At 54.1% G+C, this 22,001-nt stretch carries 22 protein-coding genes; 10 read left to right on the forward strand and 12 right to left on the reverse strand.

All coding sequences use genetic code 11. From position 1 onward, the window contains the following. Positions 1-4 precede the first annotated feature (4 nt). The gene (gene ctaD / locus ABYA77_RS10335; protein WP_372965884.1) at positions 5-1,588 is read right to left on the reverse strand and encodes a cytochrome c oxidase subunit I; all 1,584 of its coding nucleotides are present in this window, start codon (positions 1,586-1,588) and stop codon (positions 5-7) included. Between the two features lie 58 nt (positions 1,589-1,646). Beyond that, entirely contained in the window at positions 1,647-2,771 is a 1,125-nt protein-coding gene (gene coxB / locus ABYA77_RS10340; RefSeq protein WP_372965885.1) for a cytochrome c oxidase subunit II, read from the reverse strand. 259 nt (positions 2,772-3,030) lie between these two features. Here coxB and ABYA77_RS10345 point away from each other — a divergent pair, with 259 nt between their 5' ends. The 5 genes from ABYA77_RS10345 (at position 3,031) to ABYA77_RS10365 (ending at position 7,426) form a co-directional block, all read left to right on the forward strand. Further along, positions 3,031-4,302: an MATE family efflux transporter gene (locus ABYA77_RS10345; protein WP_372965906.1), complete on the forward strand. Its 1,272-nt coding sequence runs from the start codon at positions 3,031-3,033 to the stop codon at positions 4,300-4,302. A 198-nt stretch (positions 4,303-4,500) separates the two neighbouring features. Continuing rightward, entirely contained in the window at positions 4,501-5,151 is a 651-nt protein-coding gene (locus tag ABYA77_RS10350) for a hypothetical protein (protein ID WP_372965886.1), read from the forward strand. A gap of 125 nt (positions 5,152-5,276) precedes the next feature. Next, entirely contained in the window at positions 5,277-5,663 is a 387-nt protein-coding gene (locus ABYA77_RS10355; protein WP_372965887.1) for a DoxX family protein, read from the forward strand. 98 nt (positions 5,664-5,761) lie between these two features. Continuing rightward, positions 5,762-5,989, forward strand: a complete 228-nt coding sequence (locus ABYA77_RS10360) for a DUF1653 domain-containing protein (RefSeq protein WP_372965888.1) — start codon at positions 5,762-5,764, stop codon at positions 5,987-5,989. Between the two features lie 114 nt (positions 5,990-6,103). Then, positions 6,104-7,426, forward strand: a complete 1,323-nt coding sequence (locus ABYA77_RS10365) for a Na+/H+ antiporter family protein (RefSeq protein WP_372965889.1) — start codon at positions 6,104-6,106, stop codon at positions 7,424-7,426. Between the two features lie 165 nt (positions 7,427-7,591). Here the strand turns inward: ABYA77_RS10365 and ABYA77_RS10370 are convergent, their stop codons facing one another. Beyond that, complete coding sequence (locus ABYA77_RS10370) at positions 7,592-7,843, reverse strand: YheV family putative zinc ribbon protein (RefSeq protein ID WP_372965890.1); 252 nt, start codon at positions 7,841-7,843, stop codon at positions 7,592-7,594. Between the two features lie 55 nt (positions 7,844-7,898). Beyond that, entirely contained in the window at positions 7,899-9,944 is a 2,046-nt protein-coding gene (prlC, locus tag ABYA77_RS10375; RefSeq protein ID WP_372965891.1) for an oligopeptidase A, read from the reverse strand. Positions 9,945-10,028: 84 nt separating this feature from the next. Between prlC and ABYA77_RS10380 the strand changes: the two genes are divergently transcribed. Then, positions 10,029-10,568 carry a gamma carbonic anhydrase family protein gene (locus tag ABYA77_RS10380; RefSeq protein ID WP_372965892.1) on the forward strand — a complete coding sequence of 180 codons (540 nt, stop codon included), beginning with the start codon at positions 10,029-10,031 and terminating at the stop codon, positions 10,566-10,568. A 12-nt stretch (positions 10,569-10,580) separates the two neighbouring features. Here ABYA77_RS10380 and ABYA77_RS10385 read toward each other — a convergent pair whose 3' ends face one another. The 8 genes from ABYA77_RS10385 to ABYA77_RS10420 all read right to left on the reverse strand — a co-directional run bounded on the left by ABYA77_RS10385 (position 10,581) and on the right by ABYA77_RS10420 (position 17,290). Beyond that, positions 10,581-10,892 (reverse strand): PA4642 family protein, encoded by a 312-nt coding sequence (locus tag ABYA77_RS10385; protein WP_372965893.1) that lies wholly within the window; start codon positions 10,890-10,892, stop codon positions 10,581-10,583. 110 nt (positions 10,893-11,002) lie between these two features. Continuing rightward, a complete protein-coding gene (locus ABYA77_RS10390; RefSeq protein ID WP_372965894.1) occupies positions 11,003-11,833 on the reverse strand; it encodes a flagellar motor protein MotB in 831 nt (276 codons plus the stop codon). A 3-nt stretch (positions 11,834-11,836) separates the two neighbouring features. Continuing rightward, positions 11,837-12,610, reverse strand: coding sequence for a motility protein A (locus tag ABYA77_RS10395; RefSeq protein ID WP_372965895.1), 774 nt, complete (start codon positions 12,608-12,610; stop codon positions 11,837-11,839). A 38-nt stretch (positions 12,611-12,648) separates the two neighbouring features. After that, positions 12,649-13,476, reverse strand: coding sequence for a shikimate dehydrogenase (gene aroE, locus ABYA77_RS10400; protein ID WP_372965896.1), 828 nt, complete (start codon positions 13,474-13,476; stop codon positions 12,649-12,651). Then, positions 13,466-14,395, reverse strand: coding sequence for an oxygen-dependent coproporphyrinogen oxidase (hemF, locus tag ABYA77_RS10405; RefSeq protein ID WP_372965897.1), 930 nt, complete (start codon positions 14,393-14,395; stop codon positions 13,466-13,468). The genes aroE and hemF overlap by 11 nt, the downstream gene beginning before the upstream one ends. Positions 14,396-14,403: 8 nt before the next feature. Next, positions 14,404-14,976: an L-threonylcarbamoyladenylate synthase gene (locus tag ABYA77_RS10410; protein ID WP_372965898.1), complete on the reverse strand. Its 573-nt coding sequence runs from the start codon at positions 14,974-14,976 to the stop codon at positions 14,404-14,406. A gap of 46 nt (positions 14,977-15,022) precedes the next feature. Further along, the gene (dprA, locus tag ABYA77_RS10415) at positions 15,023-16,165 is read right to left on the reverse strand and encodes a DNA-processing protein DprA (protein WP_372965899.1); all 1,143 of its coding nucleotides are present in this window, start codon (positions 16,163-16,165) and stop codon (positions 15,023-15,025) included. A gap of 111 nt (positions 16,166-16,276) precedes the next feature. Beyond that, positions 16,277-17,290, reverse strand: a complete 1,014-nt coding sequence (locus ABYA77_RS10420; RefSeq protein ID WP_372965900.1) for a LysM peptidoglycan-binding domain-containing protein — start codon at positions 17,288-17,290, stop codon at positions 16,277-16,279. A gap of 299 nt (positions 17,291-17,589) precedes the next feature. Here ABYA77_RS10420 and def point away from each other — a divergent pair, with 299 nt between their 5' ends. From def to trkA, 4 genes are all read left to right on the forward strand, one after another. Further along, a complete protein-coding gene (gene def, locus ABYA77_RS10425; RefSeq protein WP_372965901.1) occupies positions 17,590-18,093 on the forward strand; it encodes a peptide deformylase in 504 nt (167 codons plus the stop codon). Between the two features lie 95 nt (positions 18,094-18,188). Continuing rightward, positions 18,189-19,124 carry a methionyl-tRNA formyltransferase gene (gene fmt, locus ABYA77_RS10430; RefSeq protein WP_372965902.1) on the forward strand — a complete coding sequence of 312 codons (936 nt, stop codon included), beginning with the start codon at positions 18,189-18,191 and terminating at the stop codon, positions 19,122-19,124. Between the two features lie 2 nt (positions 19,125-19,126). Further along, the gene (gene rsmB, locus ABYA77_RS10435) at positions 19,127-20,428 is read left to right on the forward strand and encodes a 16S rRNA (cytosine(967)-C(5))-methyltransferase RsmB (RefSeq protein WP_372965903.1); all 1,302 of its coding nucleotides are present in this window, start codon (positions 19,127-19,129) and stop codon (positions 20,426-20,428) included. Continuing rightward, positions 20,425-21,828 carry a Trk system potassium transporter TrkA gene (trkA, locus tag ABYA77_RS10440; RefSeq protein ID WP_372965904.1) on the forward strand — a complete coding sequence of 468 codons (1,404 nt, stop codon included), beginning with the start codon at positions 20,425-20,427 and terminating at the stop codon, positions 21,826-21,828. The genes rsmB and trkA overlap by 4 nt, the downstream gene beginning before the upstream one ends. The last annotated feature ends 173 nt before the right edge of the window (positions 21,829-22,001 follow it).

Genomic DNA, 22,001 nt, shown 5'->3' on the forward strand with positions numbered 1-22,001 from the left:
CTGCTTACTTGATATCCGGCGGTGTCGCAAAGGTGTGATAAGGCGCCGGTGAAGGTACCGTCCATTCCAGGCCTTCCGCACCGTCCCAAGGTTTTGCGGGTGCCTTTTCGCCGCCTCGCACACACTTTACAACGATAAACAGGAACAGCAGCTGGGTGGCACCAAACATGAAGGCCCCGATACTGGATACCATGTTGAAATCCGCAAACTGCAGAGCGTAATCCGGAATCCGCCGCGGCATACCGGCCAGACCCAGGAAGTGCATTGGGAAGAAGGCCAGATTCATGCCGACAAACGATAGCCAGAAATGCGTTTTCGCCAATGTCTCGTCGTACATGTGGCCGGTCCATTTGGGCAACCAGAAGTATGCAGAAGCGAAGATACCGAAGATCGCACCCGGCACCAGTACATAGTGGAAGTGCGCAACGACAAAGTACGTATCGTGGTATTGGAAGTCCGCAGGCGCAATGGCCAGCATCAGGCCGGAAAAGCCACCGATTGAAAACAGAATGATAAAGGCCACCGCAAATAACATGGGGGCCTCAAAGCTCAGGGAGCCCCGGAACATAGTGCTCACCCAGTTAAACACTTTCACGCCTGTCGGCACGGCAATCAACAGGGTCGCGTACATAAAGAACAGTTCGCCCGCCAGCGGAATCCCCACGGTAAACATGTGATGCGCCCATACGAGGAAAGAAAGCAGGGCAATCGCGCCCGTCGCATACACCATAGAGGCGTAGCCAAACAGACGCTTACGTGAGAACGCCGGCACTATGTGGGAGATAGCCCCAAACGCCGGGAGAATCATGATATATACCTCAGGGTGCCCGAAGAACCAGAACACATGCTGGAACAATACCGGGTCACCACCACCTGAAGCATCAAAGAAACTGGTGCCGAAGTTAATGTCCATCAACATCATGGTTACCGCACCAGCCAAGACCGGCATCACCGCAATCAGCAGAAATGCGGTAATCAGCCAGGTCCAGACAAACATCGGCATTTTCATCAATGACATACCCGGCGCTCGCATGTTCAGGACCGTGGCAATAACGTTAATGGCCCCCATGATCGATGACACACCCATAATGTGGATGGCGAAAATAAAGAAGGTCGTACTCGGGGGCCCGTAGGTTGTTGACAGAGGCGCATAGAAGGTCCAGCCAAAATTAGGCGCTCCGCCTTCCATGAATAAGGTGGAAACCAGGATCAGAAATGCACAGGGCAGCAGCCAGAAGCTCCAGTTGTTCATCCGTGGCAGAGCCATATCGGGCGCGCCTATCATCAGCGGGATCATCCAGTTGGCCAAGCCCACAAACGCAGGCATAACCGCGCCAAACACCATGATCAAACCATGCATGGTGGTCATCTGGTTAAAGAATTCCGGCTGAACAATCTGCAGGCCAGGCTGGAACAGCTCTGCCCGGATCACCATCGCCATGCTTCCGCCTATCAGGAACATAGCGAAGCTGAACATCAGATACATAGAACCGATGTCTTTATGGTTGGTAGTCAACAGCCAACGGCTAATGCCTTTGGCCGGGCCGTGGTGATGTTCCTGGCTGTGGGTACCTGCAACCGCACTCATGAAAACCCCCGTTACCGCCGTTTTGTTATGGCTGGTGATTGTTGTTATCTGGCGTCAACTACTCTTTATTTTTGTAATCAAAAATCTCTTTTGGCGTCACCATGTCACCCGTGTTATTACCCCAGGCATTCCGCTCGTAGGTAATCACTGCAGCCAGGTCGACTTCACTCAATTGGCCGCCAAAGGCCTGCATCGCTGTGCCGGATACCCCATTCACGACTGTCTCGATATGAACAGCAATATCACCGGTTGCAACCGGGCTGCCCTTCAGCGCCGGGAAGGCGGGTGGAAGGCCTGCGCCATTCGGCTGATGACAAGCCGCACAGGCACTGGCATAAGCTTTTTCACCACGCACCATCAGATCTTCCAGAGTCCAGTCTTTCTCGGTCAGCTGGCGCTCCACCTCGGCCGCGGCTTTCTGCTCAGCCACCCAGGCGATGTATTCTTCTTCCGGAACGGCCTCGACCACCACGGGCATGAAACCATGATCTTTACCGCAAAGCTCTGTGCACTGGCCGCGGTAGGTACCGGGCTCATCAACCCGGGTCCAGGTTTCGTTTATAAAACCTGGAATAGCATCTTTCTTAATGCCAAATTCCGGCACCCACCATGAGTGAATTACATCGTTTGCCGTAAGCAGCAGACGCACCTTCTTACCCACGGGAATCACCAGCGGCTTATCTACTTCCAACAGGTAGTTTTCGCCTTTTTCCTGACGGTTCTCGATCTGGGCACGTGGTGTAGAAAGGCTGGAGAAATAACTGAAATCATCATTAATATACTCATACTGCCAACGCCACTGATATCCGGTAACCTTGATATCTATATCGGATTCCGTGGTGTCGTACATCTCAATCAACGTAGCGGTCGCAGGCACAGCCATAGCCACCAGAATCGCCAAAGGGATGGCAGTCCAGAGCACCTCAACGAAAGTATTTTCATGAAAGTTTGCAGGTTTGTGGCCCTGCGACTTACGGTGAGCAAAAATAGACCAGAACATGACCCCGAAAACCACCACGCCGATGGCAACGCAGATCCATAGAATGGTCATGTGAAGGCTGAATATCTCGTTGCTGGTACCGGTAACGCCCGGTGACATGTTCATGGTCCAGTCAGCCATGACCACAGCCGGTAGCAACAAACCAGCGACTAGGGCGATTGCCCGCTTGGCATGCACGCGCATACTGTGTCTCCACAGAGTGTTATTCTTGTTGGATTTTGCGTCATCCCTCTACGATCGGTTCCCGCGCTCGCAACGCCGGAACTTCCGCGAGTGAAAGCCTGCTTATGGATACATCATTAATCAGTGTAGACACAGATCAAAAAAACACTAAAAAACCATTAAACCTAAAAAAGATAAGCGCGCCGTTTTGATCATCAAATCGTATAAGGCCATATTTAGTTCAACAGACCGGCGTCTTTGGGTGCTGGCCTGGCCCCTGATGCTCACCAATCTCACCGTGCCACTATTGGGCCTGGTGGATACCGCCGTGCTCGGTCACCTGGAAAATCCGGAATACCTTGGTGCCGTGGCGGTTGGCGCAAACCTGTTCAGTATTCTGTACTGGACCTTCGGATTCATGCGCATGGGTACAACCGGGCTCGCCGCCCAGGCCTGGGGGCAGCGAGATGCCTTTAACCAAGTGGCGCTACTGCTACGATCTTTAGTGCTTGCCGTAGGTATCGGCCTGTTACTGATTTTATTTCACCAGCCGTTGATTACTCTCGGCTTACACTTGATGAACCCCAGCCCGTCTGTGGCTGAACTGGCAGCCGAGTATGCCGCTATCCGAATCTGGAGTGCGCCGGCAGTACTGTGCCAATACACCCTGGTCGGCTGGCTGATAGGCACCCAGTTTCCGCGTGGCCCCATGGTGATGCTGATCATCGCTAACGGCATTAACATCATTCTGGACATCTTCTTTGTCACCGTCCTGGGCTGGAACAGTCGCGGAGTCGCTATGGCGACGGTAATGGCGGAGTATGGCGCTACGGCGATCGGCTTCGCGATCGTGCTTAAGCGCATGCCCGAAGGCCAAAAGCTGACCAGGGAACTGTTCGGACAAGTTTCCGATTATTTACGCATTCTGCAGGTGAACCGCTACATCATGGTTCGCACCATTGCTCTGTTACTCGTGCTAGCCTTTTTTACCGCTCAGGGTGCGCAGCAGGGGGATATCATCCTCGCAGCTAACGCCGTGCTGATCACCTTCCTGTTGGTGATATCCAACGCCCTGGACGGTTTTGCCAACGCCGCTGAAGCGCTGATCGGTGAAGCGATTGGCAAGGGTAGTAAACGGCAGTTCAAAACTGTATTCAGCAGCGCCTTACGCTGGTCCATCTGGGGCGCTCTGCTGCTGACCATCGCATTTGTGCTAGGAGGGCACTGGCTGATTAGCCTGCTCACAGGTATCGAAGAAGTCCAGACTACGGCCTGGCAATACCTGCCTTGGTTATGGGTGCTGCCCTTCGCTGCGGTGTGGGGGTTCCTTCTGGATGGAGTCTTCATTGGTGCCACCCGCACCCGGGAAATGCAGAACACCATGTTGTTCTCAGCGCTTGTCGTCTTTCTCCCGATATGGTGGCTAACCACCGGCTGGGGTAACCACGGTCTATGGTTATCGCTGGTCAGCCTGATGCTGGCCCGAGCCGTCAGCATGGGCTGGCTGTGCTGGCGTTACACACACAATAACCAGTGGTTCCAAAGCCACTAATCTTTTTTTGCCCAGTCATCACCTTGTAACTTTATTTAATGTCCGGCACCGGCACTCTGGAAAAACTTGGCTACAATAATCACAAACGGCAGGCATGTTGTGGTAGCCAGCCCATTCTTTCCTGCTCCCGGTTGCTCCTGGATAGACCAAGGAGGCGCCTTGCGACCTCAATTAGTACAAACAGCGGCATATCCTGCAATGACACCACAGGCAGTCCTTGAGATTATTGATCAGGCCCGGCGGAAAGAGGCTCACTCTGGCACCTTTCTACGCCAGATGAAAGAGAAGGCCGGCCGGTTGCCATCGTCTATTGTGGTAGACGGAAATAACCCTGCAAACAACCTGTTTCAGTTTGCTATTGAGTACATCGAAATGGCGCCCAGACTTATTGAATGCGTGGACGCCTGCGCGCGGGAAGCGGGTATACTGGAGCTCTTTCAGCCATTTATTGATGGGGCCGCCCGATACTTCACACAGCCTTCGGTCTTGCTTGTCCAATATGATGGGCTGGATGGCCTGCTGATCCGTGCTTACCTGTGCCACCGGCTGATGGAAGAGATGCACGACAATAACCGTTCAATCCGCGCCAGTGAACTGATTGATCTTGAAGCTACTCGTGCAAACCTGCTGGTTCACGAGTTAATCGGCGAACCCTTTGCCAACGAGCTGGATGACGCCATCACCATTACAGTCTTACAAATTGCCGGAACACCCGACTACTACAGCCTGGATCTAGAGCCTTTCGTCAACCAGGTCAACAATCAGGCCTGGGACTGGATGCGTCAGTTTTGGGGGCACCTGCTGGAGCGCAACCATATCCATATTTCATTTCGTCCCAAAATACTCTGAGTACACGCCTCTGCCATTTCGCCAGCCACTCAGGTTAGCCCCGCATCTTTATGACCCAGGGGCAACCGGTTAAACTGAGGCCCGTTAATACACAACCACCCTATACCCTTCCGGAGATAACACCCTTGCTGGACAACGCAGATCTTGGAAAATTAATTATCCGGCTCACCCTCGGCGGCCTGTTGCTGTTCCATGGTGTAGCTAAGCTTATTAACGGAATCGGATTCGTTGAAGGGCAACTTGTCAGCCATAATCTGCCGGCAATACTTGCCTATGGGGTTTATATCGGAGAAATCATTGCACCGCTGATGGTTATTCTGGGCTATCAGACCCGTATTGGCGCCCTGATTATTGTCTTCAATATGGTTGTCGCCATCGCACTGGTTCATGGCCACCAGTTGCTGTCACTCAGCAGCAACGGCGGCTGGTCGCTGGAGCTACAAGGCTTCTTCCTGTTTACAGCACTGGCCGTTATTTTTCTTGGGCCAGGCCGGTATAAACTCAAAAACTAACCACCGGGAGTTCGTGGTCTGAGCTTTAATATGCTCAAACAGATTGGGCCGGACAAACAGCCAGGAAACACAGCTCACTACTTCACAGGGCAATATTCATGAGCCGACCACAAACCATCACACCAGGCCGTTACCGCCACTACAAAGGCAGAGATTACGAAGTTATCGGCGTTGCCCGACACAGTGAAACCGAAGAGCCCCTCGTCGTCTATCGCTGCCTGTACGGCGACCACAGTCTGTGGGTAAGGCCTCTCGCCATGTTCCGGGAAACGGTGGAAGTGGCTGGAGAACTGGTTCCCAGATTCGCCCGGCTGGATACGAACTAACAACAACACAACCACTTTGACTGGCGCCGCCATTTCCTGCACATTAGCCCACTTTTCGTGCAGTCGGCGCTGACCGAGCGCCAGTTAACCTTCAATTCCTACCCGGAGCTTGCCATGAATGCCGTTGTTGCCGCGGTACTGATCATGCTCATACTGAGCTTGTGCCGCATTCACGTTGTTGTTGCCCTGATTATCGGCGCCATATCTGGTGGCCTGATTGCAGGCATGTCGATTGAAACCACCATCAATGCCTTCAACGCCGGCCTGGGCGGTGGTGCGACCGTAGCGTTGTCATACGCCACCCTCGGCGCCTTCGCTGTTGCTATCGGCAAATCGGGTCTGGCCCACGCGTTAGCCGACAAAGCCCTGGCTTTGGTAGGTAAGCAAGACGAAGGCGGCGCTGCAACCGGCATTCGTTTCATCATTATCGGCCTGCTGGTCGCGGTAGCGATGTCATCCCAGAACATCCTGCCCATTCACATCGCCTTTATCCCGCTGGTCGTTCCGCCACTGCTATTCGTGATGGCCAAACTCAAGATGGACCGCCGGCTTGTGGCCTGTGTGCTGACTTTCGGCCTGATCACCCCGTACATGTTCCTGCCCATTGGCTTTGGCGGCATCTATCTAAACGAAATCCTGCTGGCCAACGTCGCCGACAATGGCGTTGATGCCAGCAATCTGAACGTTATGTCAGCCATGGCTCTGCCGGCTCTTGGCATGTTCACCGGCCTGATAATCGCCGTATTTTTCAGCTACCGCGGTGATCGTAGCTATGACCTCAAAATTATCAGCCAGACTGAGCGGGTGGATGTGAAATACAGCTCGAAAACCCTGATGATGGCCCTGCTGGCCATTGTTGTGGCGTTCGTGGTTCAGCTGTGGCTGGGCTCGATGATTCTGGGCGCACTGGCAGGGTTTGTACTGTTTAACGTTTCCGGCGTGGTGAAGTGGAAGGAAGCGGATGACCTGTTCACCGAAGGCATGAAAATGCTGGCGATGATTGGCTTCATCATGATCGCCGCCAATGGTTTTGCGGAAGTGATGCGGGAAACCGGCGAGATCACCAGCCTGGTAGAAGGTTCGGTTGCCGCTATCGGCGAGAACAAACCTCTGGCCGCATTGCTGATGCTGGTGGTAGGCCTGCTGATTACCATGGGTATCGGTTCGTCGTTCTCCACTATTCCCATCATTGCAGCATTGTACGTGCCACTGGCGCTGCAAATGGGCTTCAGCCCACTGGCTATCGTAGCGTTGGTTGGCACCGCCGGAGCTTTGGGTGACGCAGGATCCCCTGCCTCTGACTCGACCCTTGGGCCTACGGCCGGTTTGAACGTCGACGGTCAGCACAATCACATCTGGGATACGGTTGTACCGACCTTCCTGCACTACAACTTGCCACTGCTTGGCTTTGGCTGGTTGGCAGCTATGGTGCTGTAATCGAAACGTTCAAAACACCCAGGCGATTATAAAAAGGTCAGAAAAAAGGGGATCGGGAGAGGAGTCAAAAACGGAAAACGTGGTTTTCCTGATAGTTTTTGCCCCCTCTCCCGATCCCCGACTATCTCCTTAACCAACAGGCTACAAAGCCAGCCTCCAAAACAGTCAGTCCTCAGATCCAGCCTTAAAAAATACCACCTGTTTAACCGTATGATCGTCCTCGTTGTCCCGCTTATTCACCCGTGTTTCCAGCTCCGGAGCCACAGGCTGCTCGAGGTCAGACAATGCATCGGTATAACCGCAAGCCACGCATTCACGAACCTGGTCGCCTTTGTCGTCCGTGAACATCGTAATTTTGTCCATCTCCGCACAGCGGGGACAAACCGCACCGGCGATAAAACGCTTTGGACTCGGCATAACTCAACTCCAGATTAACCAGCCAGCCGCAAGAATACGGCCAGCTTTCATTGTATCAGGCCACTTCGCCTGTAATGCCCGATTGTTTCAGCAACGCATCCACCTTGGGCTCGCGGCCACGGAACGCCTTGAACAAGGCCATAGGCTCCTGCGAACCACCTTTTTCCAGAATGTTAGTCATGAATGCCTTACCCGTTTCCGGATCGAAAATGCCTTTTTCCTCAAACAGAGAGAAGGCATCCGCCGCCAGCACTTCCGCCCACTTATAGCTGTAATAACCCGCTGCGTAACCACCTGCGAAGATGTGGGAGAACGCGTTAGGGAAGCGATTGAATGCCGGAGCTTCTATCACTGCGATGTCTTCCCGTACTTTCTGATGCATATCCCTCGGGTTAGTCGGGGCTTCCTCGGTATATTCCGCATGCAAGCGGAAGTCAAACAAGGAGAACTCCAGTTGGCGCACCATGCCCATGCCAGACTGGAAGTTCTTTGCCGCCAGCAGTTTCTGCAACAGGTCTTCCGGTAACGGCTCACCCGTTTCATGATGACTGGCAATCAGGCCCAGAGATTCCGGATTCCAACACCAGTTTTCCAGAAATTGTGAGGGCAGTTCCACCGCATCCCAGGCAACGCCATTTATACCGGACACATCCATCACTTCAACTTGAGTAAGCATGTGGTGCAAGCCATGACCAAACTCATGAAATAGGGTAGTGACTTCATCGTGAGTCAACAGTGAAGGCTTGCCATCCACTGGTGGTGTGAAGTTACAGGTCAGGAAAGCCACCGGTAGTTGCAGGTGCCCCTGGAGGTTACGCCAGCGCACCCGGCAATCGGCCATCCAGGCACCGCCACGCTTGCCCTGACGGGCAAACAAATCCAGATAAAACCAGGCAATCGGCTCGCCATTGCGGCTGATGCAGTACGCCTTGGCATCTTCGTGCCAGGATTCCACCCCGGGTTTTGCTTCAATCTGAACACCAAACAGTTTCTCGGCTACCCGGAACAAGCCCGGCACCACTTTATCCACAGGGAACCAGGGGCGCAGAGTTTCCGGGGAAATGTCGTACTGCTTCTGGCGCAACTTTTCGCTGTAATAGCCAACATCCCAGGCGTTCAGGTTGTCGATACCGTACTCATCTTTGGCAAAAGCCTTCAGCTCGGCAAATTCTTTCTCTGCCTGAGGCTTTGATTTCGCCGCCAGCTGATTCAGGAACGCAAGAACCTCATCGACACTGCGAGCCATCTTCTTGGCCAGAGAACGTTCGGCGTAATTGTTAAAGCCCAACAGCTGAGCCAATGCATGACGTCGTTTAAGAATTTCGGCCATCACCGGCGTGTTGTCCCAGGTGCCCGCATCCGGCCCTTGGTCAGACGCGCGGGTTACGAATGCTTCGTACACTTCCCGGCGCAGCTCCCGATTGTCGCAATAGGTCATGACAGGGAAGAAACTGGGAAAGTCCAGAGTGATCACATAGCCATCCAGCTCCTTCTGCCGCGCCGCCTGCCTGGCGCCTTCAATGGCCGTTTCCGGCACGCCGGCCAACTCACTGACATCCGTTATGTGTTTGAACCAATGCTGAGTGGCGTCCAGCACATTATCGCTGAATTTATTGGAGAGCTCTGCTAACTCACGGGACAGTTCCGCGTAACGCTTCTTTTTGTCCTCGGGCAGGTCAACACCTCCCAAGTGGAAATCCCGCAGGGTATTGTCGATAGACTTGCGCTGGGCTTCACTGAGGCTACTGAAGTCATCCCGTGCGGCCAACTTCTTATAGGCATTACACAGGGCTTCATTCTGGCTGACCTCAGTGCTGTATTCGGTCAGTTTATCCAGACAGCTCTTGTACACCTTACGCAGATCATCGTTATTCATCACACCATTCAGGTGTGAAACCACCGACCAGGCGTTACTTAAATCGTTCTCCAGCGCTTGCATAGGCTGCGCCAGCGTGTCCCAGGTAGGATCGTCCTGTTGTGCCAACGCATGAATTTTCGTCCGGTTCGTGCTGAGAATCTGGTCAATCGCCGTTTCCATATGTTCGGTGCGAATATCGCCGAACTTCGGCAGCAGATCGTCAGTCAGTAGCGGGTTAGTCATAAGTCCCCTTCTCAGCTATTTCAGTTTAAGGTACTTTCAGGCAATTTCTTCCCCTCAATTCGAGGCCTGTAAAAGGTATATGTAATGGCAAATGTACGAACTCACAAGGGTACCACACCACAATTTGGCGAAAGCACCTGGATAGATGAGAGCGCAGTGGTGATCGGGGATGTGGAAATGGGCGAAGATTGCTCAGTCTGGCCAATGACCGTTATTCGCGGCGACATGCATAAAATCCGCATTGGTGACCGCTGCAGCATTCAGGACGGTTCCGTTTTGCACATCACCCACGCCAGCAACTTCAACCCAGGCGGTTGGCCGCTGATTCTTGGTGATGATGTCACCGTTGGCCACAAAGCACTTCTCCACGGCTGCACCATTGGCAACCGTGTACTCGTCGGCATGGGCTGCACGGTAATGGACGGTGCTATTGTAGAAGACGAAGTGATTATCGGGGCTGGAACACTGGTACCACCGGGCAAGCGGCTTGAATCAGGCTATCTGTATGTCGGCTCGCCCTGCAAACAAGCCAGAGCATTGACTGATAAAGAGAAAACCTTCTTCAAATACACCGCTGCCAACTACGTGAAGCTGAAAAACGAATATCTCGAAACTTCAGAATAAGCTCAGCACGAATCAGTTTCCAACAGCAGCCTTTGCGCCTGCGTTCTCTAACGCGCGGGCGTAATCGCCACTGCGGCCATGTCTGGAGATACGATCCAACAAAGTTTCTCCGTACTCATCCGTTGCGTTGAGATTACGGCCTGCCGCTACAAAAAATCCGACAAACCGCTCGAAGTCCTCAGCCCGCATGGCCTCATAGGCCCGCAGCAGCACAAAGTGATCTGCCTGAATCGTCTTATCCCAAGGCTCCAGGTCCAGAAAGCTTTTAACCCGCTCGTCACTCCAGTCTTCGCCAATAACCTTCGGCTTATCCGGTCCGCTCATTGATAATGCTCCCTATGCGTTCAAAGTTGCTAGACCGCACAGTATAAGGTTTTGAATCTTCGTCAGTTATATGAAAGTACTATGAGGATCTACGCTGCAAGCATAAGCCTTCAGGGAAGGATCTCGACAGACTGTTCGGTGACGTCTTCCTCGTTTTGGCACACAGGATTGCGGATCGAAATTTCCACACGGCGGTTCAGTGCGCGATTTTCCGGAGTGTCGTTGGCCACCAGAGGGCGGGTTTCGGCCCGGCCTGCAGCGACAACCCGGTCAGCGGGTATCTGCCGGCTCAAAACCAACTCATGAACGACAGAGACCGCCCGGGCGGCAGAAAGATCCCAGTTAGAGCGGTACTTATTACTGGAAATCGGACGGTCGTCGGAATGGCCTGAAACCACCACATCCCCTTGGCAGGTGGACAGCACCGTCACAACTCGCTCAATGATGGGCATCATTTCTGGTTTGATGGCGGCATCACCGGAACGGAACGTAGCATCTTCAGAAAACCGAATAACAACCTGGTCTTCATCATAATTGACCTGCAGAGTTCCTTCCGCGGCTTCATGCTCCAATTCTCGAACCAAACGCGATGCGAGATCCAGAACACCACCCGGAATCGGCCGGATCTCTGAAGATTCCATTCGCTCATCAATAAATTCCGGCTGGTCCTGAAGAGATTCTGAAGGTTCCGGCAAAGACACCGTGTCAGATTCCACCAGAGTAATCGGAGACCCCCCCACATCATCGCCCAGTACATTACTGGAGCCAAAAGCTAGCGACATGGAGTTAGCCATGGCCCGATACTTTTCAACGTCCATTTCAGCGAACGACAGCAAAAGAATAAAGAAAGTAAGCAGCAGCGTTGCCAGATCAGCAAAGGTTACAATCCAGTCTGGAGCGCCTTGTTTAGCTCTTTTCTTTTTCAGGGACCGGGGCAGCAAACCTCAAGCTCCCTTTTCAGGCTCAAGATCGGTACGGTGTTCGGGAAAAACGTAGGATGACAGGAGTTCTGTCATCACCCGGGGATTTTCACCCCTCATGATGCTCTTGATGGAGGTTATGATCAGCATCTGATTGCGGGCGTCGTCTTCCGCCTTTAACTGAAGTTTTTCAGCCAGGGGCAGAGCGATCAATTGGGCAATAAACGCCCCGTACAGGGTCGTCAACAAGGCTATTGCCATAGCGGGACCGATCGCTGAAGGGTCATCCAGAGTATTCAGCATCTGGACAAGCCCCACCAGCGTACCCAGCATGCCAATAGCCGGTGCAGATTCGCCAATACCGCGGAACACCCGCTCTGCCACTTCGTAGCGCTCAGCAACTTGCTGACTTTCTTGTAGCAACGCTTCTTCGACCAGTTCTGGCGGATGGCCATCCACACACAACGTAATCGCTTTTTTCAGAAACTCATCGCTGGCTTCATGGTTCTCCAGCCCCAGAATACCTTCCTTGCGAACGACCCGCGCAAGCTCGCCTACTTCCAATATCAAAGAGGCGGGACGGGGCAGTCGATCAGTAAAAACGGTACGTAAAGCTAAACGGAAGGCGCTGACCACCGTCACCATTCGAAATTTGACCAGGGTGACTGCAAAGGTACCGCCGAGCACAATAGCCAGCCCGGGCAGGTTCAGGAAGGTCATAATCGATGCGTTAGCCAACATGGCAAGCAACACGATGACAATCCCGGCAAGCAGTCCTACAAGCGTCAGAATATCCATGACCTACCCTTCATAAGGCCGGACTCGGTGAATCCGGCTCAGTCGTTTCTAAGTTCGTCTATAACCGGTGCAGTTTCAGGGCGAACACCCCGCCACACGTAAAATGCTTCTGCCGCTTGCTCTACCAGCATGCCCAGACCGTCATAAACCCGTTGAGCACCGTTGTCCTTCGCCCACTGATTAAATGTGGTTGTCTGCAAAGAGTACATCATGTCGTACACAACCGTGTCTGGCCCGATCACATTTGCGGAGATCGGCGGCAAATCCCCCTGCAAACTGGCACTGGTACCATTGATAATCACATCGTAGGGCTGTGCAGGCTGATCAAAACCACAGGCAGATAACGCAATGTTTTCTGCGCTATGGGCAAACAACCGCACCAGGGCTTCGGCTTTCGCAACCGTCCGGTTTGCAATCGTCAGTGCTGCGGGCTGTTCAGCTAACAGTGGTCCCAGCACCCCCCGAACGGCCCCACCAGCGCCCAGAACAAGAATGCGTGCACCTTTCAACGGTACTTTCTGGTTGTCATGTAAATCCCGCACAATGCCGACACCATCCGTGTTATCGGCCACCAAGTCATTATCTTGATCAAGGTAGAGCGTATTCGCAGCTCCAGCCATTTCAGCTCTGGGCGTTCGGTGCTCTGCCAGAGTCCAGGCTTGCTCCTTGAATGGCACCGTCACGTTCAGGCCTTTGCCGCCACCTTCAAAGAAATGTTTTACCGTTCCTGCAAAGTCTTCCAGCGGGGCCTGAATAGCCGTGTACTCTATGGGCCCCCCCGTTTGCCGGGCAAACAGGCTGTGTATTCTGGGCGACTTACTGTGGCTGATAGGATTCCCTACCACCGCATAGAGTTCATTTTTCATCAATACCCTCCAGCCAGTTACGGTCGGCCAGGAAATGTTCTTTCAGCCGAGCCTCTTCACTGCCCGGCTCGGGTTCACGACTGTAATCCCAGCGCACCATCGGCGGCAGTGACATCAAAATGGATTCCGTCCGGCCACCCGACTGCAAGCCAAACAATGTGCCCCGGTCATACACCAGATTGAATTCCACATAGCGGCCCCGGCGATAGAGCTGAAAATCACGTTCCCGCTCCCCCCAGGCATGACCCATCCGGCGCCGTATAATCGGTTCGTAAGCCTCGATATAACTGTCGCCCACGGCCTGCATAAAAGCAAAATCCCGATCAAAATCACCGGTATTGTGGTCATCAAAGAACAGGCCTCCAACGCCTCGGGGTTCCTGACGGTGCTTCAAATAAAAATATTCATCACACCACCGTTTCAGCTTCGGGTAAACATCTTCACCAAAGGGCTGACAAGCATTGCGCGCCGTACGATGCCAATGCACACAGTCTTCGTCAAAACCGTAATAGGGGGTCAGGTCATAACCACCACCAAACCAGTACACAGGATCGCCGTTTTTCGGGGTAGCAATAAAAAAGCGAACGTTGGCGTGTGAGGTTGGTACATAAGGATTTTCCGGATGCATCACCAGGGACACCCCCATGGCTTGCCAGGGTGCACCCGCAAGGTGAGGACGATGCGCGGTTGCTGAGGCAGGCATGGTTGCCCCCATCACATGAGAGAAATTCACACCGCCTTTTTCAAACACCTTGCCTTCGGAAATCACCCGGCTGATACCGCCGCCACCTTCCGGGCGATCCCAACTATCCCGGATGAACTTAGCCTTTCCGTCCACCGCTTCCAGGCGCTGACAAATACGATCCTGAAGACCCAACAAATATTCTTTAACCGCCTGGGAATCCGGCTGCTGTGACATAGTTACTCCTAACGAAACTGTTTTCCGGTGACGATATCGATAATACGGCTGGGGTTGCGATTGCCCCCCAGTGCACCCGGTACAATATGATCCAGCTCCTTGCCGAAATACCTGCGAACTTGCCAGATATTGCGGGCGGGCTGACGACCAGTCGGGTTGCAGGAGGTCGAAACCAGTGGCATACCAGTGGCGTCACAAAGCGCCTTTACCAGAGGATGATCCGTCACTCGAACTGCAATAGAACGGTGTTTGCCGCGCACCCACTCCGGAATCTGTTCATACACATCCGGAATCAGACAGGTGACAGGCCCGGGCCAGTACTGTTCAGCTTCCCATTGCAACACTCGGGGCAGTGGGTTCAGAAGAAACCGCACCTGATCGATGGACGCTGCCACCAGAATCATGCCTTTTTCCATACGGCGCTGTTTCAGTTCGAGAATGCGCTCGACAGCCTGACGGTTCCATGGGTCGCACCCCAGCCCCCACACTGCTTCGGTCGGGTAGGCGATTACACCACCAGCCAGCACCGTACGACGAGCACAATGCAACTGCCAGGCATTCAACGAAAACTTCGGCGCCATAAAAAAATCGTACAAGCCGGTTGCTCAAACAATGAAAACGCACCGTTCAGCGCACCCGCAGATAGCCGCCGGGAGCGGAACAAGCCAGACCCTCCAGTTCCAGAAGCAGGAGTGACTGCATCAGCTGATCAGCCGGCAAACCAGTGGTCAGGCTCAGTGCATCGGTTGATTGTGGATCATACCCCAAAGCCTCGAGCACCGCGATTTCCCGGCTATCCAGATCTGGCTTGTGCGGCTCGATCAAAGACGCCGGTGCCGGCGCGTTGTCCTGCATCGACCACCAGGTACCCAGCTCTTCCAGGATGTCATCGGCCGTTTCTACCAGTCGCGCGCCCTGCTTGATTAATTGGTGACAACCTTTGGCCACAGGGCTGTGGACTGAGCCCGGGATGGCAAATACCTCTCGCCCCTGTTCCAGAGCCGTTCTGGCTGTGATCAAAGACCCGCTTTTTAACCCAGCCTCTACCACCAGTACGCCACGACTTAATCCACTGATTATCCGGTTTCGCTGCGGAAAATAGGCGGCGCGGGCCTGCGTGCCCGGCGGGTACTCCGAGACGATCAGCCCGTGGTCAATAATTCTGTGCGCCAACTTCCTATGCTGTGCCGGGTAAAGCCGGTCCAGGCCACACCCGACTACCGCAGTGGTCGGGTGTCCGGCATCCAGTGCACCAGCGTGTGCCGCTCCATCAATACCCAAAGCCAGGCCACTGGTGGCCAGCAGGCCCCTGGCGCTTAACTCTGCAGCAAAACGACGAGCATGATCCAGGCCCTGGCGGGTCGCATTCCGGCTGCCCACAATACCTATCTGATCCCGCAGTAACAGACGACTGTCGCCCAAGGCATACAGCAACAACGGAGCATTATGAATATGACACAAAGCCTCCGGGTAATCCGCGTGGCTTTGACCAATCATGGTAATGCCATGCTGCGCGCAGGCCTGATGTATCCGAAGGGCTTCCTGAAGTTTCCTGTGATCCGTTATGCCCGCCTGCCAGGCATCCACCAACTCAATCGCGTCACGGCCCATCCCCAAGGCTTTCAGGGTGGCTGAGTTCAACTCGAGGACATCAACAAGACTGGCGGTATGGGCTTGCACCCGCTCGCGAACGCGAACACCAAACCTGGGCAGTAGGGAGAGCACCAGCCAACGGCCAGTTTCAGACTGAAGAAATTTCTGTTCCGACATTGTTCATCCTTGAAAACAACAATGGCCGGGCGCTCCGGCCCAGCCATTTCATGGTACTGCTATCAAACCCACCAGCCACTTGCACAATCAGGCCAGGCGGGCATGATCACGTCAGGGGTTAACCACCTTGTCACCCACAGACAACGCACGCGTTGCCTTCAGTACCAGACCGTAACTCATTTTCTCGTAAACCTGGAATACCATCAGCAGACCTGCGCGCTCGGAGGGCAGTTCAATGGTTTCGTTGGTGATCGGATCACGTACCCGGTTACCCGCTTTCAACACTGCCAGCACGTTACCCGCTTTCATTCCGTCACGCTCACCACGGTTGATGGCAACCACATTGTATTGACCAATCTGGTTCACGCCGCCGTCTACAGAGATCATTTTGCCTTCAATCTGATCATCCGGAGAACTGGGCATAAAGTTGGTGGTCAGGCGACGATCTTCATTCACCAGCAAACGGTCACCAATACGAACTTCTTCGCTCGAACGGGTCAGATTCACCGTCAGCACGTCACCGTTTTCAGCCACCACATTGCCCCGGGCTATGCTGCGAGCTTCCAGGCCCAGGAATTCACCGGTATCCGGATCGACAAATTCCTGACTGCGACGGAACACACCAACACGCTCAGCGGGCTTTTCACCACGGGCGTAAATTTTGTCACCAGCACCCGTAATGATGCGGCTGTCTTCACCCTCGAGCACATAAGGTGCACCGTTGATTTCATCCGGAGTCACAATACGAGTGTCGGTCAGGAAGCTTGCAATAGCATCCAGCGGAATAGCCGGAATTGGCGTATCGATCACTTCTGAACGAATTTGTGGTGATAGCTTCACATCACCGGAAGCCACCTTCGTAATTCGCGGCTTGCCATCAATGTAAACCAGCGCCAAACGGTCGCCCGGGTAAATCAAATGTGGGTTAGCAACCTGGGGATTCACGTGCCAGATTTCTGGCCAGTACCAGGGGTTGTTCAGAAAGCGGCCTGAAATGTCCCAAAGGGTATCCCCTTTGACGACGATGTAACGCTCAGGATGGTCAGCCTTGAACTCTGGTTGCGCCTGGGCCCAGGAGGTAAAGAGCAGCGTAGTGGCTGCCAGAGCGTACAACAGTTTCCTCATTGTCTGTATCCTTGATCGCGTGCCTTGAATCTAAGCGTTCGGTAATGTCACCACGGTAATCCCGCAGCTTATTACGTTGTTATTCCCGTTACTATAGAAGATGTCCAGGGATTTGTGATGTTATCTTTTGTTCTTCCAGTGAATTCTGACGAACAACCGAAAGATTTTAACTATTAACTGATCAGTTTGTAATCAATCGCTAATTTATCGGATAATAGGCACATCACACATTCTTCATAATAGATTCGTGAAGAAAATTTGCGCAGTACACCGTCGCATTTCAGAGAAGCCGAAGCACTATGATTTTAGACATTCTTGAATATCCGGACCCGCGCCTTCGCACCATCGCCAAACCGGTGGATGAGGTAACCGACGACATCCGGACACTGATCGACGACATGTTCGAGACCATGTACGATGCCCCCGGCATTGGTCTGGCAGCTACCCAGGTGAATGTTCACAAGCAAATCATCGTGATGGATCTGTCAGAAGATAAAAGCGAGCCACGAGTATTCATCAATCCTGAGATTGAAGTTCTCGATGGCGAGCCTGAAGCCATGCAGGAAGGTTGCCTGTCTGTACCCGGCTTTTACGAAGATGTGGAGCGCATTGAGCACTGCCGTATTACCGCAAAAGATCGCAACGGCGAAGAGTTTGTTCTGGAAGCCACCGGCCTTCTGGCCGTCTGCATCCAGCATGAAATGGACCACCTGAACGGCAAGCTGTTTGTGGATTACCTGAGCTCACTCAAGCGTAACCGGATTCGTAAGAAGCTGGAAAAGCTGCACAAGCAGAGCGCCTGAATTCGGCACCTTGGTGCCGCTCGACATCAGACCGAAGTCAGGACCGGGTTGCGACCCGGTTTTTTCGTATTCAACGACACAGAGATAACACCACCGTGCGCATTGTTTTTGCCGGAACTCCGGATTTTGCCGCCACTGCCCTGAAAGCCATTCTCGCCGCTGGCCATAACGTGGTTGGCGTATACAGCCAACCTGACCGCCCGGCCGGCCGTGGTCGCAAACTGATGCCCAGCCCGGTCAAGCAAGTTGCACTGGATGCCGATATCCCGGTATTCCAGCCACAAAGCCTGAAATCTGAAGAAGCCCGGCAGGAACTGGCCGCACTGAAACCAGATGTGATGATTGTCGCGGCCTACGGCCTGATTCTGCCAAAGGCAGTTCTGGACATTCCCAGCCACGGCTGCCTCAATATCCACGCTTCCCTGTTGCCCCGCTGGCGCGGTGCCGCGCCGATTCAACGGGCCATTGCCGCAGGCGATGCAGAAACAGGCATCACCATCATGCAAATGGATGTGGGCCTGGATACCGGCGACATGCTGCTGAAAGTCACAACCCCCATTAATTCAGACGATACGGGCGGTAGTCTGCACGACCGGTTGGCCGATATGGGCGGCAAAGCGATTGTTGAGGCCCTGGAAAAACTCGGCAAAGGCGAGCTGGCCGGCGAACCCCAGAATGACAAAGATGCCTGCTACGCCCACAAGCTCACTAAAGAAGAAGGTCACATCAACTGGACCCGGAGCGCACAGGAAATCGAGCGCCTTATCCGAGCCTTTAACCCGTGGCCCGGCACCTTCACGGATCTTGGCGAACAACGCATCCGCCTGCATCAGGCCCAGGCCCTGGAGCAGGGCAGCGACAAGCCCCCTGGCACCGTAATGCGCAGGGAACGGGAAGGCATCGACATTGCCTGCGGGAAGGGCAGCCTTAAAGTTACAACCGTGCAACTACCCGGCACTCGCGCTCTGAGTGTGAATGACCTGATCAACGGCGGCAAACAAGTACTGATGCCCGAACAGGAGCTGCACTGACCATGGCCTATCAGCCCCTGCCATTTCGCGCTGTCGCCGCCAATGTCCTGCTGGCAGTTGAACACGGCCAGTCGTTATCACAGTGCCTGCCGCCTGCGCTGAACGACCTCGCGCCAGAACAACGCCCGCAACTACAGGCTATTTGTTACGGCACCTGTCGCTGGTTTCACCGGCTGGAAGGGGAGCTGAATCAACGCCTGAAAAAGCCCCTTCGCAAGCCAGACCGGGTTATTCACCACCTTATGTTGGTCGCGTTATTCCAACTTCGGTTCAGTGAACAAGCCACCTATGCAGTGCTCAATGAAACCGTGGAAGCCTGCCGGGCACTGGACAAACCGCACCTGACCGGTCTGGTCAATGGCGTACTGCGCGCTGCCGAACGGGAAGGTGCTCCACAACCAAGCGACGATAGCAGCCAATACAGTCACCCGGCCTGGATGGTCGAAAAACTACGTCACAACTGGCCGAACGACTGGCAATCTATTCTCGAAGCCAATAACACCCAGGCGCCGATGACTCTGCGCGTCAACGCTCTGCGTTTCAACCGGGATGAATATCTGAATCTGCTGGCCGATGCTGGTGTTGGTGCCAAAGCAACACGCTTCGCCCCTCTTGGCATCCAACTCGACCACCCGGTACCCGTCGACCGCCTGCCCTGGTTTGAAGACGGTGCCGTCAGCGTCCAGGACGAAGCTGCCCAGCTGTGTACCACACTTCTCGATCTTCAGCCCGGCCAGCGAGTACTGGATGCCTGCGCCGCCCCCGGCGGAAAAACCTGCGCCATTCTTGAAGCCTGCGCCGGGCTTGCTGAAGTCATCGCCATAGACGAATCTGAAGCGCGCTTGCCGCGAGTCCAGGAAAACCTTGACCGGCTCGATCTTGTGGCCACACTGGTACAGGCCGATGCAGCCGATATTGAACAGTGGTGGGATGGCCAAGCTTTCGACCGCATTTTGCTGGACGTTCCCTGCAGCGCCACCGGCGTGATCCGTCGGCACCCAGACATCAAACTGCTGCGCAGAGAATCCGATATCGTTCCTCTGGCCAGCATTCAGCTTGGCCTACTCGACGCCATGTGGTCTATCCTGAAACCCGGAGGCCGTTTGGTGTATGCCACCTGCTCGGTGTTTCCTCAGGAAAACCACCGTATAATCCAACGATTCCTGAAACACCAGGAGCAAGCACACCTGATTAAAATAGAGGCAGATTGGGGCCAGGACATGAACGCCGGCCGCAGTTTGCTGCCGGATCCGGACAGCCATGACGGCTTTTTCTACGCCGTGCTGGAGAAACCTGAAGCATGAAAATCCTGATTCTCGGTGCCGGCCAGGTCGGCGGTACGCTGGCGGAAAACCTGGCCAATGAAGCCAACGATATCACCGTAGTAGACAGCGACAGTGATCGCCTCCGGGAACTGCAGGATCGCCTCGATATCCGCACCGTACATGGCCGGGCGTCCTACCCGTCAGTACTCCTCGAAGCCGATGCCGAAGACGCAGATATGGTCATCGCGGTGACCAACAGCGATGAAACCAACATGGTGGCTTGCCAGGTTGCCAAATTACTGCACAAAACTCCGACCACCATCTGTCGGGTTCGTGCTGGTTCGTACCTGGCTAAACCCGACCTTTTCTACAATAAAGACACCGTCAAAGACCTGGACAGCCTTCGGGGCTTCCCGATAGATGTTCTGATCAGTCCGGAACAACTGGTGACCAAGCACATCACCCGGCTTATCGAATATCCGGGCACGCTTCAGGTTTTGGAATTTTCGAAAGGCCTGGTGCGGCTGGTGGCCATCAGAGCCATTGAAGGCGGCCCGCTTGTAGGCCGTGAGCTGTCCTACTTGCGCACCCATATGCCGAAAATCGACACCCGGGTTGCAGCTATATTCCGAAAAGACCGCCCCATCATGCCCAAGGGCGATACTGTGATCGAAGACGGCGATGAAGTTTTCTTCATTGCTGCAACGGACCACATACGCTCAGTAATGAGCGAACTGCAACCGCTATCCAAGCCCTACAAGCGAATATTTATCTGTGGAGGCGGCAATATCGGATACCGCCTGGCGCGCGCGCTCGAAAACCGTTATCAGGTAAAAATCATCGAACGTGACCACAATCGCTGCGTCATGTTGTCTGAAAAACTGCGCAAAGCCGTTGTCCTCGAAGGCAGTGCTGCCAATAAAGACATCCTGCTGGAAGAAAACATCGAGAGCACCGATGTCTTTTGTGCGGTTACCAACGACGACGAAACCAATATCATTGCATCCTTGCTAGCCAAGCGTCTGGGGGCCCGCAAGGTACTGACCCTGATCAACAACCCGGATTACGTGGACCTGATTCACGGCGGCACCATTGACGTTGCGATTTCACCGCAACAAACCACCACCGGTAGCCTGCTCACCCACATACGCCGGGGCGACGTTGTAAATGTTCATGCCCTGCGCCGGGGCGCTGCAGAAGCCATCGAGGCCATAGCGCATGGGGATCACCGTTCTTCCAAAGTAGTCGGCAGACGGCTGGATGAAATTCACCTGCCACCGGGCACTACTATCGGCGCCATCGTTCGCCAGGGTGAAGTGCTGATTGCCCATGACCACCTGCGAGTGCAGCCGGATGACCACGTCATCCTATTCCTGGTCGATAAATCCCGCGTCCGGGACGTGGAAAAACTGTTCCAGGTGGGTCTCACATTCTTTTGATTGATCCCAGCTAAAACAAAGGACTGACGGGTACTTAGAAAAGCAGCGCCAGCCAGCGTATAATGCGCGTTTTCAAATTTCAGAGTGCTCCAGAAAACCGGAGCGCCACACACAGACTGACCAGCAGGCAAACGTCGTGACAGACAAGGCAACCAATAACTCCGCGCCAGACA

Source organism: Marinobacter sp., from assembly GCF_041595835.1.
In the GTDB taxonomy this organism is placed as follows: domain Bacteria; phylum Pseudomonadota; class Gammaproteobacteria; order Pseudomonadales; family Oleiphilaceae; genus Marinobacter.

Excerpts from the sequence above, each read along its gene's own strand:
- ctaD (WP_372965884.1), bottom strand. The coding sequence starts at position 1,588 with ATGAGTGCGGTTGCAGGTACCCACAGCCAGGAACATCACCACGGCCCG.
- coxB (WP_372965885.1), bottom strand. The coding sequence starts at position 2,771 with ATGCGCGTGCATGCCAAGCGGGCAATCGCCCTAGTCGCTGGTTTGTTG.
- ABYA77_RS10345 (WP_372965906.1), top strand. The coding sequence starts at position 3,031 with ATGCTCACCAATCTCACCGTGCCACTATTGGGCCTGGTGGATACCGCC.
- ABYA77_RS10350 (WP_372965886.1), top strand. The coding sequence starts at position 4,501 with ATGACACCACAGGCAGTCCTTGAGATTATTGATCAGGCCCGGCGGAAA.
- ABYA77_RS10360 (WP_372965888.1), top strand. The coding sequence starts at position 5,762 with ATGAGCCGACCACAAACCATCACACCAGGCCGTTACCGCCACTACAAA.
- ABYA77_RS10365 (WP_372965889.1), top strand. The coding sequence starts at position 6,104 with ATGAATGCCGTTGTTGCCGCGGTACTGATCATGCTCATACTGAGCTTG.
- ABYA77_RS10370 (WP_372965890.1), bottom strand. The coding sequence starts at position 7,843 with ATGCCGAGTCCAAAGCGTTTTATCGCCGGTGCGGTTTGTCCCCGCTGT.
- prlC (WP_372965891.1), bottom strand. The coding sequence starts at position 9,944 with ATGACTAACCCGCTACTGACTGACGATCTGCTGCCGAAGTTCGGCGAT.
- ABYA77_RS10380 (WP_372965892.1), top strand. The coding sequence starts at position 10,029 with ATGGCAAATGTACGAACTCACAAGGGTACCACACCACAATTTGGCGAA.
- ABYA77_RS10385 (WP_372965893.1), bottom strand. The coding sequence starts at position 10,892 with ATGAGCGGACCGGATAAGCCGAAGGTTATTGGCGAAGACTGGAGTGAC.
- ABYA77_RS10395 (WP_372965895.1), bottom strand. The coding sequence starts at position 12,610 with ATGGATATTCTGACGCTTGTAGGACTGCTTGCCGGGATTGTCATCGTG.
- aroE (WP_372965896.1), bottom strand. The coding sequence starts at position 13,476 with ATGAAAAATGAACTCTATGCGGTGGTAGGGAATCCTATCAGCCACAGT.
- hemF (WP_372965897.1), bottom strand. The coding sequence starts at position 14,395 with ATGTCACAGCAGCCGGATTCCCAGGCGGTTAAAGAATATTTGTTGGGT.
- ABYA77_RS10410 (WP_372965898.1), bottom strand. The coding sequence starts at position 14,976 with ATGGCGCCGAAGTTTTCGTTGAATGCCTGGCAGTTGCATTGTGCTCGT.
- dprA (WP_372965899.1), bottom strand. The coding sequence starts at position 16,165 with ATGTCGGAACAGAAATTTCTTCAGTCTGAAACTGGCCGTTGGCTGGTG.
- ABYA77_RS10420 (WP_372965900.1), bottom strand. The coding sequence starts at position 17,290 with ATGAGGAAACTGTTGTACGCTCTGGCAGCCACTACGCTGCTCTTTACC.
- def (WP_372965901.1), top strand. The coding sequence starts at position 17,590 with ATGATTTTAGACATTCTTGAATATCCGGACCCGCGCCTTCGCACCATC.
- rsmB (WP_372965903.1), top strand. The coding sequence starts at position 19,127 with ATGGCCTATCAGCCCCTGCCATTTCGCGCTGTCGCCGCCAATGTCCTG.
- trkA (WP_372965904.1), top strand. The coding sequence starts at position 20,425 with ATGAAAATCCTGATTCTCGGTGCCGGCCAGGTCGGCGGTACGCTGGCG.